Here is a 17,225-nt window from a genome sequence, read left to right on the forward strand (position 1 = left end):
ATGAAAAAACTCACCGCACTTTTTAATTTGCCTGAATTAAAGAATGATATAGAACTCCATAATATGGTGTTGGATAGCCGTAAAGTTAAAGCGGGAGATCTTTTTGTGGCGATAAAAGGTCATCAGGTCGATGGAAATCAATTTATTGATTCTGCTATTGATTCGGGTGCGAGTACGGTGGTTTCTGAGACAGAATTATCTAGCGAGCATTTAACAGTAACGTTTATTCGGAATGTACCAGTAGTAAAGTTTTATCAACTTGCACGCCATCTTTCGTCTTTGGCGGATATTTTCTATGATTCGCCTTCTAAAAAATTAACGCTTGTTGGTGTCACGGGGACAAATGGTAAAACCACTATTTCTCAATTATTAGCACAATGGGTGGAATTATTAGGTCATCGTGCGGCTGTGATGGGAACCATTGGTAATGGTCTTTTAGGTCAAGTGGTAGAAGCCAAAAATACAACTGGTTCAGCTGTGGAAATTCAATCATCACTTTTCAGTTTTAAGCAAGCAGGCGCAGATTTTGCTTCTATTGAAGTTTCATCGCATGGTTTGGCACAACATCGCGTGGAGGCGCTGCGTTTTAAAGCAGGGATTTTTACCAACTTAACGCGTGATCATTTAGATTATCACCAGACCATGGAAAATTATGCTTCCGCTAAAAAACGTTTGTTCACCGAATTAGATACGCAAATTAAAGTGATTAACGCTGATGATGAGATTGGATGCCAATGGTTAAGTGAATTGCCTGATGCTATTGCGGTAAGTACGAGCCCTGATTTCCAATCAAACTCACATCAATGGATGAAGGCAACAAATATCCACTATCATGCTAAAGGTGCTGATATTACCTTTGAATCTAGCTGGGGTAATGGCGTATTGCATAGTCCATTAATCGGTGCTTTCAATGTAAGCAATTTGTTATTAGTGATGACGACATTATTATCGTTTGGTTACCCATTGGAAAATTTACTCGCTACGGCGAAATCTTTGAAAGGAGTATGTGGAAGAATGGAAATGATTCAATATCCAAATAAACCAACAGTTATTGTAGATTATGCGCATACACCTGATGCACTAGAAAAAGCCTTGATGGCAGCGCGTGAACATTGCCAAGGTGAGTTATGGTGTATTTTTGGCTGTGGTGGAGACCGCGATAGAGGTAAACGTCCATTAATGGCACAAGTTGCAGAACAGTTTGCTGAAAAGGTGATTGTGACAAAAGATAATCCTAGAACAGAATCACAAAGCCAAATTGAATCAGATATTGTCGCTGGCTTTAAAAATATGGATAAAGTAGGCATTATTCCTGATCGTGAACAGGCTATTCAGTTTGCGATTGAAAGTGCGGTTGAAAATGATGTGATTTTAATTGCTGGCAAAGGTCATGAAAATTATCAAATTATTGGCACTGAAATCGTACATTTTTCCGATCAAGAAATTGCCCATGATTTTTTAAAATAATAACAATTAAATTATGATTAAACTCTCTACTGAACAATTACCACAGATTCTTCAAGCTAAATTAATTGGCGATAAAAATGTGCAAGTTGAAGAAATTAATACAGATACCCGGAAAAGCGTATCAAATAGTTTATTTTTTGCGTTGAAAGGTGAAAAGTTTGATGCTCACCAATATCTTGAACAAGCGGTAGCAGAAGGTGCGGTAGCCGTTGTTGTTCAGCAAGAAAATTCTTCCATTTCTGTTCCACAACTGGTGGTTAAGGATACTCGAATTGCTTTGGGCGAACTTGCAAAATGGTTACGCGAGAAAATTAATCCGCGTACTGTCGCGATGACTGGGTCTTCTGGTAAAACCACCGTGAAAGAAATGACGGCGAGTATTTTGCAACATACTGCTGGTGATTCAGACGCGGTACTTTTTACCAATGGAAATTTTAATAACGATATTGGTGTGCCCTTAACCCTTCTTCGCTTAACAGAAAAACATCGTTTCGCTGTGATTGAACTTGGTGCCAATCATCAAGGTGAAATTGATTACACTACAAAATTAGCTCAACCTGATGCCGCATTGATTAATAATATTGCGCCCGCGCATTTAGAGGGCTTTGGTTCTTTAGAGGGCGTAGCTCAAGCTAAAGGTGAAATTTATCGTGGTTTAACATCGAATGGTGTGGCGATTATTAATGCAGAACATGATCATTTAAATGTTTGGCAAAAAGAAATCGGTGAACATGAGATTCAATATTTCAACGGTAAAGATTATTCTGCAAAAAATATTCATCATACTGATCAAGGTTCCACTTTTACACTTATTTCCCCACAAGGTGAAATTGAGATTAACTTACCTTACCTTGGTGAACATAATGTAAAAAATGCCTTGGCAGCGACCGCACTTGCAATGAATGTAGGTGCCACTCTTACAGATGTAAAAACTGGATTAGAACAACGTTCACAAGTGAAAGGACGTTTATTCCCCATTCAAGTAACGCCTAATTTATTGCTGTTAGATGATACTTATAATGCGAATAAAGATTCTCTCTGTGCTGCCATTGATGTTTTAAAAAGTTATGATGCTTTCCGTATTTTGTGTGTCGGCGATATGAAAGAGTTAGGCGAAAACTCTCTCGCTATTCATTGTGAAGTAGGACAACATGCTAATTCGGCAAATTTAGATTTCGTTTGTTCTTATGGCAATGAAAGTGCGGTTATTTCTGAGTCTGTTTCGGGTAAGCATTTTACTGATAAGGTGGAAATGGTTGATTTTCTTGTGCCATTGATTGAAACCCAATTACAACAAAATAATAAAGTCGTGGTGCTAGGAAAAGGCTCTCGCTCAATGAAAATAGAAGATGTGATTTATTCATTAAAGGATAAAATTAAATGTTAGTCTGGCTTGCTGAATATCTTGTTCGTTATGAAACCGCGTTTAATGCGATTTCTTATATTACCGTCCGTGCAATTCTTGCGTTATTAACCGCACTTTTTATCTCACTTTGGATTGGTCCAAAAGTGATCAAACGTCTACAGATCTTAAAATTTGGCCAAGAAGTACGAAATGATGGTCCTGAAAGCCACTTTGCAAAAAAAGGCACACCTACTATGGGCGGTGTGATGATTTTATTCTCTATTGGCGTAAGTACGTTATTATGGGCAAATCTCGCGAATCCTTATATTTGGGTTTGCTTATTTGTATTATTTGGATACGGTGCAATTGGTTTTGTGGATGATTTCCGCAAAATTACTCGTAAAAACACGGATGGTTTGATTGCTCGTTGGAAATATTTTTGGATGTCTGTTGTGGCATTAGTGGCAATCCTTTGGCTTTATTGGCTTGGCCACGACACTGATGCAACTCGTTTAGTGATTCCATTCTTTAAAGACATTATGCCTCAATTAGGTTTGTTCTATATTGTGTTGTCTTACTTTGTGATTGTTGGAACCGGTAATGCGGTGAATTTAACAGATGGTTTGGATGGATTGGCGATTATGCCAACAGCGCTTGTTGCAGGCGCATTTGCGTTAATTGCATGGGCAACGGGTAATGTGAATTTCGCAGAATACTTACACATTCCATACATTAAATATAGTTCAGAGGTGGTTGTGTTCTGTACCGCCATTGTTGGTGCTGGGTTAGGGTTCTTATGGTTCAATACTTATCCCGCACAAGTCTTTATGGGCGATGTAGGTTCCCTTGCGTTAGGTGGCGCACTTGGTGTCGTGGCGATTCTAGTTCGTCAGGAGTTTTTACTTGTGATAATGGGCGGGGTATTTGTTGTTGAAGCGCTCTCTGTTATTTTGCAAGTGGGCTCTTATAAGTTGCGTAAACAACGCATTTTTAGAATGGCACCAATTCACCACCATTTTGAATTGAAGGGATGGCCAGAGCCAAGAGTGATTATTCGGTTTTGGATTATTTCCTTAATGTTGGTGTTGATGGGATTGGTCACCTTGAAGTTGCGTTAATAAATATAGCTAGGCTCGCTCTTTCAGTTTTTGAAAGGGCGACCTTTTTTACGTTAGTAAAGGAAATTTATATTTCCATCAATAATATAATTTTAAAATTTATAGCAATTAAGAAGAAAGAAAATGAACGCCTATCAAAACAAAAATATTACTATCATCGGGCTTGGCAAAACAGGTCTTTCTTGCGTGGATTATCTCTTATCCCAACAGGCTAATATTCGTGTGATTGATACCCGAAAAAATCCTACTGGTGTTGATAAACTTCCTCAAAATATCCCTCTTCATACTGGTAGTTTAAATCAGGAATGGTTACTTGAAAGCGATATGATTGTTATTAGCCCAGGGCTTGCGGTAAAAACACCTGAAATTCAAACCGCACTTAAAGCCGGCGTAGAAGTAATCGGTGATATTGAATTATTCTGCCGCACGGCGACGAAGCCAATTGTGGGGATTACCGGTTCAAATGGAAAAAGTACCGTGACTACTTTAGTTTATGAAATGGCGAAAGCTGCTGGCGTGAAAGTTGGTATGGGCGGCAATATTGGAATTCCAGCGTTGTCATTGTTGAATGAAGATTGTGAACTTTATGTATTAGAGCTGTCTAGTTTTCAGCTTGAAACAACTTACAGCTTAAAAGCTGCGGCTGCAACGGTCTTGAACGTGACAGAAGATCATATGGATCGCTATGTGGATTTAGAAGATTATCGCCAAGCAAAATTACGCATTTATCACAATGCTGAGGTCGGAGTTCTGAATAATGAGGATAAGCTGACTTTTGGTGAAGGTGAAAATCAAGCGAAACAAACCGTTTCTTTTGCGGAAAATACAGCAGATTATTGGCTAAAAACGGAAAACGGCAAGCAATACTTAATGGCAAAAGATGAAGTAATTTTGCCTTGTGAAGAAGCAACATTAGTCGGTCGCCATAATTATATGAATATTTTGGCGGCAACGGCATTGGCACAATCTGTCGGTATTAATTTAGATTCAATTCGTACTGCACTTCGTCATTTCAAAGGGTTAGATCATCGTTTTCAATTAGCGCATCAAGCTAATGGCATTCGTTGGGTTAATGACTCTAAAGCAACAAATGTGGGGAGTACAGTTGCCGCATTAGCAGGCCTTTATGTTGAGGGTAAATTACATTTATTGTTAGGCGGTGATGGAAAAGGGGCTGATTTTTCAGAATTAGCTGAATTAATTAATCAACCACACATTATTTGTTATTGTTTTGGTCGAGATGGTGCGCAACTTGCTAAGCTTTCATCGCAAAGTTATTTGTTCGATACAATGGAACAAGCGATAGAATTTTTACGCCCAACATTGCAAGACGGAGATATGGTATTATTGTCTCCAGCTTGTGCAAGCCTTGATCAGTTTGCTTCTTTTGAAAAGCGCGGTGAAGAATTTACTCGTTTAGCGCAATATTCAGCCTAATTAGTCATTAATAAAAATAAGATGGAATTTTTACAAAACATCAAAAAAAATTACGATGAATGGACACGCATCACACCGCAAGGTTTGTTGTATGATCGTGCGCTATTTTGGTTATTTGTTATTTTGCTTTTAATTGGTTTAGTTTCAGTAACATCTGCATCTATTCCTTATAGCTCTCGTTTATTTAATGATCCTTTTTACTTTGCAAAACGCGATGCTTTTTATGTATTTCTTTCTTTAGCGACTTGTTATGCCATGTTGTATATTCCAACTGAAAAGTTGGAAAAATGGAATGTAAATATTTTCTGGGCAGCCGTGGCTTTATTGATAGCCGTATTATTTATCGGTACATCAGTAAATGGTGCTAAACGTTGGATTTCATTGGGGATTTTGAATTTTCAGCCAGCTGAATTTGCGAAGCTTGCACTGACTTGTTTTTTAGCAAGCTATTTTACTCGTCGTTATGATGAGGTTCGAGGTAGAAAATTTAGTGCGATAAAACCCTTTATTGTGATGGGCGTGATGGGGATGTTCCTCTTAGTTCAGCCTGATATGGGAAGTACAGTTGTGCTGTTTGTTATTACTTTCGGTATGCTATTTATCGTTGGCGCGCACTTTTTCCAATTTATTTTGCTTGGCGCAACAGGTGTAATTCTTGGCGCTTGGTTAATCATCTCTGCTTCTTATCGTTTAAAACGTTTCACTGGTTTTTTAGATCCGTTTAAAGACCCTTATGGTACAGGCTTCCAATTAACGAACTCTCTTATGGCATTTGGTCGTGGAGAAATAACGGGTGAAGGGTTAGGCAATTCAATTCAAAAACTAGATTATTTACCTGAAGCGCATACTGACTTTATCATGGCGATTATTGGGGAAGAGTTTGGTTTTATAGGCATTTTAATTGTTGTTATTTTGCTCGGTTTACTTGTGTTTAGGGCATTGAAGATCGGAAAGGAATCTTTAATGTTAGAACAACGTTTTAGAGGATTTTTAGCTTTAGGCATTGGCTTTTGGATTTTCTTCCAAGGCTTTGTTAATTTAGGTATGGCGCTTGGAATGTTGCCGACTAAAGGTTTAACCTTTCCACTCGTGAGTTATGGTGGTTCGAGTATTATTATTATGTCAGCGACTATTGGCATTTTATTACGTATTGATCACGAAAACCGTTTACTTCGCGCAGGTCAAGCTCGCCTACGCGATGATTAGAGATAAAGAAGATGAAAAATAAAAAATTATTAGTAATGGCTGGTGGAACTGGCGGTCATGTTTTTCCAGCGATAGCTGTGGCCCAATTTTTACAAAAACAAGGATGGGATATTTGCTGGTTAGGTACGAAAGATCGAATGGAGGCTCACCTTGTACCAAAACATGGAATCCCGATTAGATTTATCCAAATTTCGGGTTTGCGTGGTAAAGGTATAAAAGCTTTATTAAGCGCGCCTTTCGCGATTTTCCGTGCCGTGTTGCAGGCAAAAAAAATTATTCAAGAAGAAAAGCCTGACGCTGTACTTGGAATGGGGGGATATGTTTCAGGCCCTGGCGGTATTGCTGCAAAACTTTGTGGTGTCCCGATAATTTTGCATGAACAAAATGCGATAGCGGGTTTAACGAATAAATGGTTAGCTAAAATTGCAACTCGTGTATTGCAAGCATTTCCAAGTGCTTTTCCTCATGCTAAAGTTGTTGGTAATCCAGTTCGAGAAGATTTATTTAATATGCCATATCCAACGCTCCGTTTTTCTGAGCGTGAGGAAAAATTACGTGTCTTAGTGGTTGGTGGTAGCCAAGGCGCGAGAGTTCTTAACCATACTTTACCTAAAGTAGTCGCCCAGCTTGCCGATAAATTAGACGTTCGTCATCAAGTAGGTAAAGGTGCGCTAGAAGAAGTTAGCAAACTTTATGGCGAGAATTCAGAACAAGTTAAAATAACAGAATTTATTGATGATATGGCTGAAGCTTATGCCTGGGCTGATGTGATAATTTGCCGTTCTGGCGCATTAACTGTATGTGAAATTGCGGCAGTTGGCGCCGCAGCTATTTTTGTACCTTTCCAACATAAAGATCGTCAACAATATTTAAATGCGAAATATTTGGCTGATGTGGGGGCGGCAAAGATTATAGAACAGGCAGATTTAACGCCTGAAATTCTGGTGAATTATTTAAAAAACTTTACTCGTGAAAATTTATTACAAATGGCTGAGAAAGCGAAAGCAATGTCTACCCCTCTCTCTGCACAGCGAGTTGTTGAGGTTATTATAGAAAACTCAAATTAATTGATATTCCAAAGAATAAGAAAAACATTGCGATTTTCAACCGCACTTTTAGAATAGGCACCAATATTTTGCCAATGTGTCAAAAAGGAAAAATAAATGAAACATTCCCACGAAGAAATTAGAAAAATTATCCCTGAAATGCGTCGAGTGCAACAAATTCATTTTATTGGAATTGGTGGCGCGGGAATGAGTGGTATTGCTGAGATTTTATTGAATGAAGGCTATCAAATCTCTGGCTCAGATATTGCTGACGGCTTAGTAACTCAACGTTTAGCTCAAGCTGGAGCAAAAATCTACATTGGCCATGCAGAAGAACATATTGAAGGTGCAAGTGTTGTTGTCGTATCTAGCGCGATAAAAGATGATAACCCTGAATTAGTTGCAGCGAAACAAAAACGCATTCCAGTGATTCAACGAGCACAAATGTTGGCTGAAATCATGCGTTTCCGTCATGGTATTGCTGTCGCAGGAACACACGGGAAGACGACGACAACCGCTATGATTTCTATGATTTACACCCAAGCAAAACTCGATCCAACGTTCGTTAATGGTGGTTTGGTGAAATCTGCAGGTAAAAATGCACATTTGGGTGCTAGTCGTTATTTAATTGCTGAAGCGGATGAAAGCGATGCTTCATTTTTACATTTGCAGCCAATGGTATCTGTTGTGACTAACATGGAACCAGACCATATGGACACCTACGAAGGTGATTTTGAAAAAATGAAAGCCACCTATGTGAAATTCCTGCATAATTTGCCATTCTACGGTTTAGCTGTGATGTGTGCAGATGATCCTGTATTAATGGAACTTGTGCCAAAAGTTGGTCGCCAAGTGATTACATATGGTTTTAGTGAATATGCAGATTATCGCATTGAAGATTATGAACAAACAGGTTTTCAAGGTCATTACACAGTGATTTGCCCAAATAATGAACGTATTAATGTACTATTAAATGTGCCAGGAAAACATAATGCGTTAAATGCAACGTCTGCACTTGCTGTAGCAAAAGAAGAAGGTATTGGCAATGAAGCTATTTTAGAAGCCCTTGCTGATTTCCAAGGTGCAGGTCGTCGCTTTGATCAGTTAGGTGAGTTTATTCGTCCAAATGGTAAAGTTCGTTTAGTTGATGACTATGGTCATCACCCAACAGAAGTGGGCGTAACGATTAAAGCCGCACGAGAAGGATGGGGAGATAAACGTATTGTTATGATTTTCCAACCGCATCGTTATTCTCGTACTCGTGATTTATTTGATGATTTTGTACAAGTGCTTTCTCAAGTGGACGCATTAATTATGCTTGATGTGTACGCAGCGGGAGAAATGCCGATTGTTGGAGCTGATAGTAAATCTCTTTGTCGCTCCATTAGAAATTTAGGAAAAATCGATCCAATCTTGGTTTCTGACACATCACAATTAGGCGATGTTCTTGATCAAATTATTCAAGATGGCGATTTGATTTTGGCGCAAGGTGCGGGTAGCGTAAGTAAGATCTCTCGTGGCTTAGCTCAATCTTGGAAAAATTAAGACGTTTATAAACAGATTTTAGAAATTTGAGATGGCCTAATCTATTAACTAAGGCCATCAGAATAAGATATATAAGTAGGATAAAATGAATTTAAAACAAGAAAAAATTGCAGTGTTATTAGGAGGAACATCCGCTGAACGTGAGGTTTCTCTTAATTCAGGTAAAGCAGTATTAGAGGCTTTATTAAGTCAAGGTTATGATGCTCATCCTATTGATCCTAAAGAATATAATGTTGCTAATCTTAAAAAGGATGGCTTTAATCGAGTGTTTAATATTTTGCATGGCCGAGGTGGTGAAGATGGCACAATGCAAGGTTTATTAGAGCAAATTGGTTTACCTTACACTGGTTGTGGAGTGATGGCTTCCGCATTAACTATGGATAAAATGCGTACAAAAATGTTGTGGAAAGCATTTGGATTACCTGTAGCAGATATGGAGGTCGTTACGCGTGAAACCTTCGCTGATTTAGACCCTCAGGTTGTAGTAGATAAATTGAGTTTGCCGTTAATGGTGAAACCTTCTTTAGAAGGCTCTAGTGTTGGATTAACTAAAGTTAAAGCAGTGGATGAGCTAAAAAGTGCGGTGGAATATGCCCTTAAATTTGATAATACGATTCTGATTGAAGAATGGTTAGCTGGCGATGAATTAACCGTGCCTGTATTGGATAGCCAGGTACTTCCAGCTATTCGTATTGTTCCTGAAGGTGAGTTCTACGATTACAATGCGAAATATATTTCTGATAATACTCAATATTTCTGCCCAGCAGGTTTAACGCCTGAGCGTGAGCAAGAGTTAGCTATATTAGTAAAACGCGCTTATGATGCAGTGGGCTGTCGTGGTTGGAGCCGTATTGATGTTATGTGCGATGCGAAAGGTAATTTCCGTTTAGTTGAAGTGAATACTAATCCAGGAATGACGAGCCATAGTTTATTCCCAAAATCTGCCGCAAGCGTGGGTATTTCTTTTGAACAGCTTGTTGTGAAAATCTTGGAGCTAAGTGTGTAATGAACATTCTGAAAAGGAAAACTCCACAGAATATTCGTTTTAGTGAACAAAAGCCTAAATATTATTTTCATATTCGGGCTTTCTTGGCTTTGCTTGGTATACTTTTTGCTCTTGGTATCTATTTTAATTGGCAAACGCTGCTAGAGAAAATGGATGATAAGCCTATTAGCGGTTTTGCATTGGCTGGACAAAAGGTTTTTACTACGGATGCCGATATTAAGGAAAGCTTATTAAAAATGGGCACTCTTAAAGGCTTTTGGGGGCAAGATGTTGAGCCAATTCAAGCGCAAATAGAAGCTTTACCTTGGGTTAAAAGCTCAATTGTTCGAAAAATATGGCCAAATCGTTTAAGTATTTGGATTACTGAATATCAACCAGTGGCATTTTGGAATCAGAATCAATTTGTTACTCAGGATGGCGTTGTATTCCAACTTCCAATTGAACGCTTAAAAGAAAATGCTTTGCCTTATTTAGGTGGGCCAGATTATCAGAGTTTAAAAGTATTGGAAGCATGGAATCAGATTTATGCCGATTTTAAATCAAAAAATTTAATTGCAAAAGGCATGAATATTGATGAACGCGGTGCATGGCAAGTAACACTTGATAATGACATTGTGTTAAAGTTAGGTCGTGGAGAATGGAAATCTAAGCTTGAGCGATTTGTTACGATTTATCCGCAAGTTGATGTTCCAGAAAATAAAAAAATAGATTATGTAGATTTACGATATGCTGCAGGCGCTGCAGTGGGTATGGCTGATAAATAAAAACTAGGTGCGAAAATGGTTAAAGGTGTGGAAGCTAAAACAATTGTAGGATTAGAAGTCGGTACGTCAAAAGTTGTTGCCGTAGTCGGTGAGGTATTTCCTGATGGCGTAGTGAATGTGTTAGGTGTTGGTAGTTGCCCATCTAAAGGGATTGACCGTGGCAGTATCACCGATCTTGAGGCTGTCGTAAATTCTATTCAAAGAGCCATTGAAGCTGCTGAATCTATGGCTGATTGCCAGATTATAAGTGTCACTTTGGCAATTACTGGTGAACATATTCAAAGTTTAAATGAAAGTGGTTTTGTACCAATTTCAGATGGTGAAGTAACACAAGACGAAATTGATTCTGCACTGCATACAGCGAGCTCTATCAAGTTGCCTGAAGGCTTATCCTTATTACATGTGATTCCACAAGAATATGCGGTGGATCGCCAGTTGAATATTAAAAATCCATTGGGTTTGCAAGGTGTTCGTTTAAAAGCACAAGTACATTTAATCGCCTGTCATCAAGATTGGCAAAACAACCTGAAAAAAGCGGTTGAGCGCTGCGGTTTACAGGTAGATAAAGTCGTTTTTTCTGGTTTTGCAGCAACACATTCAGTATTAACCGAAGATGAAAAAGATCTTGGTGTTTGCTTGATTGATTTTGGGGCGGGCACCATGAATGTGATGGTTTATACAAACGGCGCATTACGTTTCAGTAAGGTTATTCCTTATGCGGGAAATATTGTGACTAACGATATTGCCCACGCTTGTACTATTTCGCGTGCAGAAGCTGAACGAATTAAAGTTAATTATGCAAGTGCATTTTACCCAGCTCGTTTGCACGGTGATAAAAAAATTGAAGTTGCAAGTATTGGTGGCCGAGCACCTCGTTCATTAACAAAGAGTGATTTATCCTTAATTACATCTGCTCGCTACACGGAACTTCTAGGTGTTGTGAAAGATGAATTAGATAAATTAAAGTCTGAATTGGAAACAAAACATGTGAAGTTTGAGCTTATTGCTGGCGTAGTGATTACTGGTGGTGGAGCACAAATAGAAGATTTGAAAGAATGCGCATCTGACGTATTTAATTGCCAGGTACGTATTGGTAGTCCGCTGAATATTACTGGATTGACAGATTACGTGAATCGCCCTCAATATTCAACGGTGGTGGGGTTGTTGCAGTATAACCATAGTAACAGTGATGATGATTTGATTTCAGGAAATGATGAATCTGATGACGGAGTACTAAAACCAATTTGGAATGGAATTAAAAAAATTGTGAATAAAGTGCGGTCAGAATTTTGATTATTTTGATTTTTCATCTACAATAGAGAGAATTTAGGTTTTATATTGAGCCAGCTTATCTGGCCTTAACGGAGAACATCGATGTTATACCCAGAGTACCCTGAGTACGATAATTTTAATGAATCCGGCGCACTGATCAAAGTCGTAGGCGTTGGCGGCGGTGGCGGTAATGCTGTAAACCATATGGTTATGAGTATGGTAAAGCAAGAAATGGGTGGTACTTATTTAGGTGAAAGCTCATTAACTTCAGAAGAGCATGGCCGTATTATTTTTTATGCTGTAAATACAGACGCTCAAGCTCTACGTAAAAGCCAAGTTCAACAAACCGTACAAATTGGTGGAGAAACTACCAAAGGTTTAGGCGCTGGGGCAAATCCAAATGTTGGTCGTAAGGCTGCGGAAGATGATCAGGAAGAAATTCGCAAAATGCTTGAGGGTGCGGATATGGTCTTTATTGCAGCTGGTATGGGCGGTGGTACTGGTACTGGTGCAGCGCCTGTTGTCGCAAAAATTGCTAAAGAATTAGGCATTTTAACTGTTGCTGTTGTGACCAAACCATTTGCCTTTGAAGGCAAGAAGCGTATGCAATTTGCAGAGCTTGGTATTAAAGATTTAGCTCAGTATGTTGATTCGATGATTATTATCCCTAATCAACAAATCCAAAAAGTTCTCCCTAAAAATGCTAAATTAATTGATGCTTTTGCTGCAGCAAACGATGTGTTACGTAATTCGGTTATGGGTATTTCGGATATGATTACATCACCTGGTCTAATCAATGTGGACTTTGCCGATGTAAGAACGGTTATGTCTGAAATGGGTCAAGCGATGATTGGTTTCGGTTCTGCTATTGGTGCTGCAGGTGAGGGTAGAGCAGAAGAAGCCGCTCGTATTGCAGTACGTAATGATTTATTGGAAAAAATCGATCTTTCTAATGCTAAAGGTATTTTGGTAAACATCACAGCTGGTATGGATCTTTCTTTTGAAGAATTTAATATTGTTGGTGAAACTGTCGGTAGCTTTGCTTCAGAAGATGCAACAGTGGTTATTGGTACGAGTTTAGTGCCTGAGATGAGTGATGAAATTCGAGTGACTATTGTGGCAACAGGATTGGGGGAAATTGCCCCAACTGAGTCTGTTCAAGTATTGCGTCCTTCTCGTCCAGTTGAGCCAGAAGGTACGGGTCGCGTAAATATTGTGCCTGATATACATACTCGTGAGCCAGTAGAAACTCAAAAAAAACCAGCAGAAGAATACCATTGCCCTCTGGATAAACCTATCACAGATCGTTTAGAAGCATTTAAGAAAAACAGTTTCTTTAATCCTGCACAACGTGAAGAGAATTAATTTAATTGGTTTTGAGAAATACCTGGAATATTAAGGTAGTAGAATGATTAAACAAAGAACATTAAAACAAAGTATTAAAGTAACTGGTGTTGGTTTACATAGCGGTAAGAAAGTGACTTTAACATTACGTCCGGCTATGCCAAATACTGGTGTTGTTTACTATCGTACAGATTTAAATCCAGCTGTGGCATTCCCAGCTGATCCAAATTCAGTGCGTGATACAATGCTTTGTACTGCATTAATTAATGAGCAAGGTGTGCGCATTTCTACTGTTGAACATTTAAATGCAGCATTATCTGGCCTCGGTATTGATAATATCATTATTGAGGTTGATGCGCCTGAGATTCCTATTATGGATGGTAGCGCGAGTCCATTTATCTATTTGTTGTTAGATGCGGGAATTGAAGAACAAAATGCACCTAAGAAATTTATTCGTATTAAAGAATATGTTCGAGTTGAAGATGGTGATAAATGGGCTGAATTTAAACCTTACAATGGTTTTCGTTTAGATTTCACTATTGATTTTGATCATCCCGCTATTGGCAAAAATGTTCGCAATTATGTCATGGATTTCTCTGCTCAAGCATTTGTTCATCAAATTAGTCGAGCAAGAACATTTGGTTTCATGAAAGATATAGAATATCTTCAATCTCAAGGGCTAGCATTAGGTGGTAGCCTTGATAATGCTATTGTTCTTGATGATTATAGAATTTTAAATGAAGATGGCTTACGCTTTAAAGATGAACTTGTTCGTCATAAAATGTTAGACGCAATTGGCGATCTTTATATGGCTGGTTATAACATTATTGGTGATTTTAAAGCTTATAAGTCTGGTCATGGTTTAAATAACAAGTTACTACGTGCTGTATTAGCAAATCAAGAAGCGTGGGAGTTTGTAACTTTCGAAGATAAAGAACAAGTACCGCAAGGATATGTTGCGCCTGTTCAAGTATTTATCTAATCATTTTATTTTTGAAAAAGCTATATTTCTGCTAAGAAGTATAGCTTTTTTATTTTCATCGCACTTTAAATGACTAAGGCTTAAAAGTGCGGTTTGTTTTTCTTATTTTTTATAAGGGGATACTATGAAGCTAGAATTATCTGAAATTCGCCAACAAATTACGCAAATAGATCGTAGTTTATTAAAATTGCTTTCTGAGCGTCATCGTTTAGCTTTCGATGTAGTGAGAAGTAAAGAGATTTCGCAAAAAGCTTTACGTGATGTAGAGCGAGAACAGCAACTTTTACAAGAATTAGTTCAATTTTCAGAAAATGAGAATTATCAACTTGAACCACAATATATCACTTCAATTTTCCAAAAAATTATTGAAGATTCAGTATTGACCCAGCAAGTCTATTTGCAGAATAAACTTAATGAACAACGTAATCAAAATTTACATATTGCTTTTTTAGGTAAGAGAGGGTCTTATTCAAATTTAGCTGCACGTAATTATGCTGCTCGTTATCAAAAACAATTTGTAGAACTAGGATGTCAGTCTTTTGATCAAGTATTTGAAAAAGTGCAAAATGGTGAAGCAGATTTTGGCGTATTGCCTTTAGAAAATACAACATCAGGCGCTATTAATGAAGTCTATGATTTGCTCCAGCATACTGACTTATCATTGGTAGGCGAGCTCGCTTATCCAATTCAGCATTGTGTTTTGGTAAATGGCACAACTGAATTAAGTGAAATTGATACTTTATATAGTCATCCTCAAGTGATTCAACAATGTAGTCAATTTATACATAGCCTTGATCGAGTACATATTGAGTATTGTGAAAGTAGCTCTCATGCAATGCAACTTATTGCAAGTTTAAATAAGCCGAATATTGCGGCATTAGGGAATGAAGATGGTGGTAAATTGTATGGACTTAGCGTATTAAAAACTAATATTGCTAATCAAGAGAACAATATTACGCGTTTTATTGTCGTTGCTAAAGAACAGCATGAGGTTTCACCACAGATACCGGCAAAAACATTATTGTTAATGACAACTTCACAGCAAATTGGCTCATTAGTTGATGCACTTTTAGTTTTCAAAAAACATCAAATTAATATGACGAAATTAGAGTCTCGTCCAATTTATGGGAAACCTTGGGAAGAAATGTTTTATCTCGAAATAGAAGCGAATATCCATCATCCTGATATTCAGCAAGCTTTGGAAGAGTTAAAGAATTGTAGTAACTATCTAAAGATTTTAGGTTGTTATCCTAGCGAGATTGTAAAACCAGTTAATTTATAAGAACGTGCGGTCAATAAAATTATTTTTGACCGCACTTTTTTTATGCTTTTTTATTTCGTTCTAAAGATTTATGCTGAATCTGGACGATTTTCCCTTTAGCTTGAAAATATTCGCCTAACTGCTGGGCAATATAAACGGAGCGGTGTTTTCCCCCAGTACATCCAATGGCAATGGTTAAATAGCTACGATTATTTTTTTCTAACATTGGCAACCAAGTATCAATATAGTTACGAGTGAGGTAGATAAATTCATTTACTTGCGTGTGACTATTTAGAAATTCTGCTACTGGCGCATCTAATCCTGTCATTGGGCGTAATGTTGGATCCCAATGTGGGTTAGGCAAGAAACGGACATCGAAAACATAATCAGCGTCTAAAGGAATTCCATATTTAAAGCCAAAAGATTCAACAACGATTTTTAGTTCTTTATCACTATTTCCTCGTAAAAATTCGCGTAGGCGTTCCGCAAGGGTATGAGTAGAAAGATGAGTGGTATCAATAATAAAGTTTGCGTGTTGAATTAATGGCTCAAGGTAGCGATATTCTTCATCTATTGCTGCTTCAAGAGATAGATCTTGCAAGGAAAGTGGGTGCAGACGGCGTGAGTCGCTATAACGACGAATCAATGTGCCACGATCTGTTTCAAGGAAAATAATCTTTAATTGATGATATTTTTGTAAGGTATTTAGAGTTTGTTCAAGAGTATTGGCTGAATTAGGAATATTACGAATATCAAGGCTGATTGCGACAGAAGTTTGGGATTGAGATAGAATATCAGTCAATTGAGGAAGTAAATCTAGAGGAATATTATCAACACAATAATATCCGGCGTCTTCTAATGCTCGTAAGGCTACGGATTTTCCTGCGCCAGAACGTCCACTAATAATGATAATTTCCATAAGTTTCCCCACTGTAATTATTCTTTTACTTCTTCCGGCGAACTTTCTGCCCTATCTGAAATCTCAAAAACTTGCCAAATTTCATCCGCACTTTTGGCTGAACGCAATTGTTTCAACACATTTTTATCAGTCAGTTTTTCTATTAATGATGCTAAAACTGGAATGTAGGTTTCACATTGATTTTCTGGAATCAGCAAGGCAAAGATTAAATCCACTGGTTTACCATCAAAAGCATCGTAATCAATCGGATTATTGAGTTGCATAAATACTGCGATTGCTTTATCTGATACTGTTACGGGGATTTTCGCTTTTGGCATTGCAATCCCATTTCCTAAACTAGAATTCCCCAGTTTTTCACGTTCAAAAAGGCATTCAAAACAGGCTTGTTCGCCTTGTTCTGCAAGGATTTGTTCTTCTACAAAATGCGCAATAGACTCAAATAATCGTTTTTTGCTAGAAAAACTAACGCCCTGACGAATATTCTCAGGGCTTAATAGTTCAGTTATTTTCATT

At 38.0% G+C, this 17,225-nt stretch carries 15 protein-coding genes; 13 read left to right on the plus strand and 2 right to left on the minus strand.

What is annotated here, in order from left to right; genetic code table 11:
• The 13 genes from murE (at position 1) to GG9_RS07010 (ending at position 15,814) form a co-directional block, all read left to right on the plus strand.
• Positions 1-1,467 carry a UDP-N-acetylmuramoyl-L-alanyl-D-glutamate--2,6-diaminopimelate ligase gene (gene murE, locus GG9_RS07070; protein WP_005630345.1) on the plus strand — a complete coding sequence of 489 codons (1,467 nt, stop codon included), beginning with the start codon at positions 1-3 and terminating at the stop codon, positions 1,465-1,467.
• Between the two features lie 13 nt (positions 1,468-1,480).
• Entirely contained in the window at positions 1,481-2,854 is a 1,374-nt protein-coding gene (murF, locus tag GG9_RS07065) for a UDP-N-acetylmuramoyl-tripeptide--D-alanyl-D-alanine ligase (protein ID WP_005630347.1), read from the plus strand.
• Positions 2,848-3,930 (plus strand): phospho-N-acetylmuramoyl-pentapeptide-transferase, encoded by a 1,083-nt coding sequence (gene mraY, locus GG9_RS07060; protein WP_005630348.1) that lies wholly within the window; start codon positions 2,848-2,850, stop codon positions 3,928-3,930. Before murF ends, mraY begins: the two co-directional genes overlap by 7 nt.
• A gap of 123 nt (positions 3,931-4,053) precedes the next feature.
• A complete protein-coding gene (gene murD / locus GG9_RS07055) occupies positions 4,054-5,367 on the plus strand; it encodes a UDP-N-acetylmuramoyl-L-alanine--D-glutamate ligase (protein WP_005630350.1) in 1,314 nt (437 codons plus the stop codon).
• A gap of 21 nt (positions 5,368-5,388) precedes the next feature.
• Positions 5,389-6,573 carry a putative lipid II flippase FtsW gene (gene ftsW / locus GG9_RS07050; protein WP_005630352.1) on the plus strand — a complete coding sequence of 395 codons (1,185 nt, stop codon included), beginning with the start codon at positions 5,389-5,391 and terminating at the stop codon, positions 6,571-6,573.
• Between the two features lie 11 nt (positions 6,574-6,584).
• Positions 6,585-7,640, plus strand: coding sequence for an undecaprenyldiphospho-muramoylpentapeptide beta-N-acetylglucosaminyltransferase (gene murG, locus GG9_RS07045; protein ID WP_005630354.1), 1,056 nt, complete (start codon positions 6,585-6,587; stop codon positions 7,638-7,640).
• 96 nt (positions 7,641-7,736) lie between these two features.
• Positions 7,737-9,164, plus strand: coding sequence for a UDP-N-acetylmuramate--L-alanine ligase (gene murC / locus GG9_RS07040; protein WP_005630356.1), 1,428 nt, complete (start codon positions 7,737-7,739; stop codon positions 9,162-9,164).
• Between the two features lie 85 nt (positions 9,165-9,249).
• Entirely contained in the window at positions 9,250-10,170 is a 921-nt protein-coding gene (locus GG9_RS07035) for a D-alanine--D-alanine ligase (RefSeq protein ID WP_005630358.1), read from the plus strand.
• On the plus strand, positions 10,170-10,934 hold the full coding sequence (locus tag GG9_RS07030; RefSeq protein ID WP_005630360.1) for a cell division protein FtsQ/DivIB: 765 nt from the start codon (positions 10,170-10,172) through the stop codon (positions 10,932-10,934). Before GG9_RS07035 ends, GG9_RS07030 begins: the two co-directional genes overlap by 1 nt.
• 15 nt (positions 10,935-10,949) lie before the next feature.
• Positions 10,950-12,227 (plus strand): cell division protein FtsA, encoded by a 1,278-nt coding sequence (gene ftsA, locus GG9_RS07025; RefSeq protein WP_005630362.1) that lies wholly within the window; start codon positions 10,950-10,952, stop codon positions 12,225-12,227.
• Between the two features lie 81 nt (positions 12,228-12,308).
• Positions 12,309-13,571 (plus strand): cell division protein FtsZ, encoded by a 1,263-nt coding sequence (gene ftsZ / locus GG9_RS07020; protein WP_005630364.1) that lies wholly within the window; start codon positions 12,309-12,311, stop codon positions 13,569-13,571.
• A 43-nt stretch (positions 13,572-13,614) separates the two neighbouring features.
• A complete protein-coding gene (lpxC, locus tag GG9_RS07015) occupies positions 13,615-14,532 on the plus strand; it encodes a UDP-3-O-acyl-N-acetylglucosamine deacetylase (RefSeq protein WP_005630366.1) in 918 nt (305 codons plus the stop codon).
• A 124-nt stretch (positions 14,533-14,656) separates the two neighbouring features.
• The gene (locus GG9_RS07010) at positions 14,657-15,814 is read left to right on the plus strand and encodes a chorismate mutase (protein WP_005630368.1); all 1,158 of its coding nucleotides are present in this window, start codon (positions 14,657-14,659) and stop codon (positions 15,812-15,814) included.
• A gap of 40 nt (positions 15,815-15,854) precedes the next feature.
• On the opposite strand, the gene rapZ is transcribed toward GG9_RS07010, so the two are convergent.
• Entirely contained in the window at positions 15,855-16,712 is an 858-nt protein-coding gene (gene rapZ / locus GG9_RS07005; protein WP_005630370.1) for an RNase adapter RapZ, read from the minus strand.
• Positions 16,713-16,729: 17 nt separating this feature from the next.
• On the minus strand, positions 16,730-17,224 hold the full coding sequence (ptsN, locus tag GG9_RS07000) for a PTS IIA-like nitrogen regulatory protein PtsN (RefSeq protein ID WP_005630372.1): 495 nt from the start codon (positions 17,222-17,224) through the stop codon (positions 16,730-16,732).
• Between the last annotated feature and the right edge of the window lies 1 nt (position 17,225).

This window comes from Haemophilus haemolyticus M19501 (genome assembly GCF_000222025.1).
Classification (GTDB): domain Bacteria; phylum Pseudomonadota; class Gammaproteobacteria; order Enterobacterales; family Pasteurellaceae; genus Haemophilus; species Haemophilus haemolyticus_G.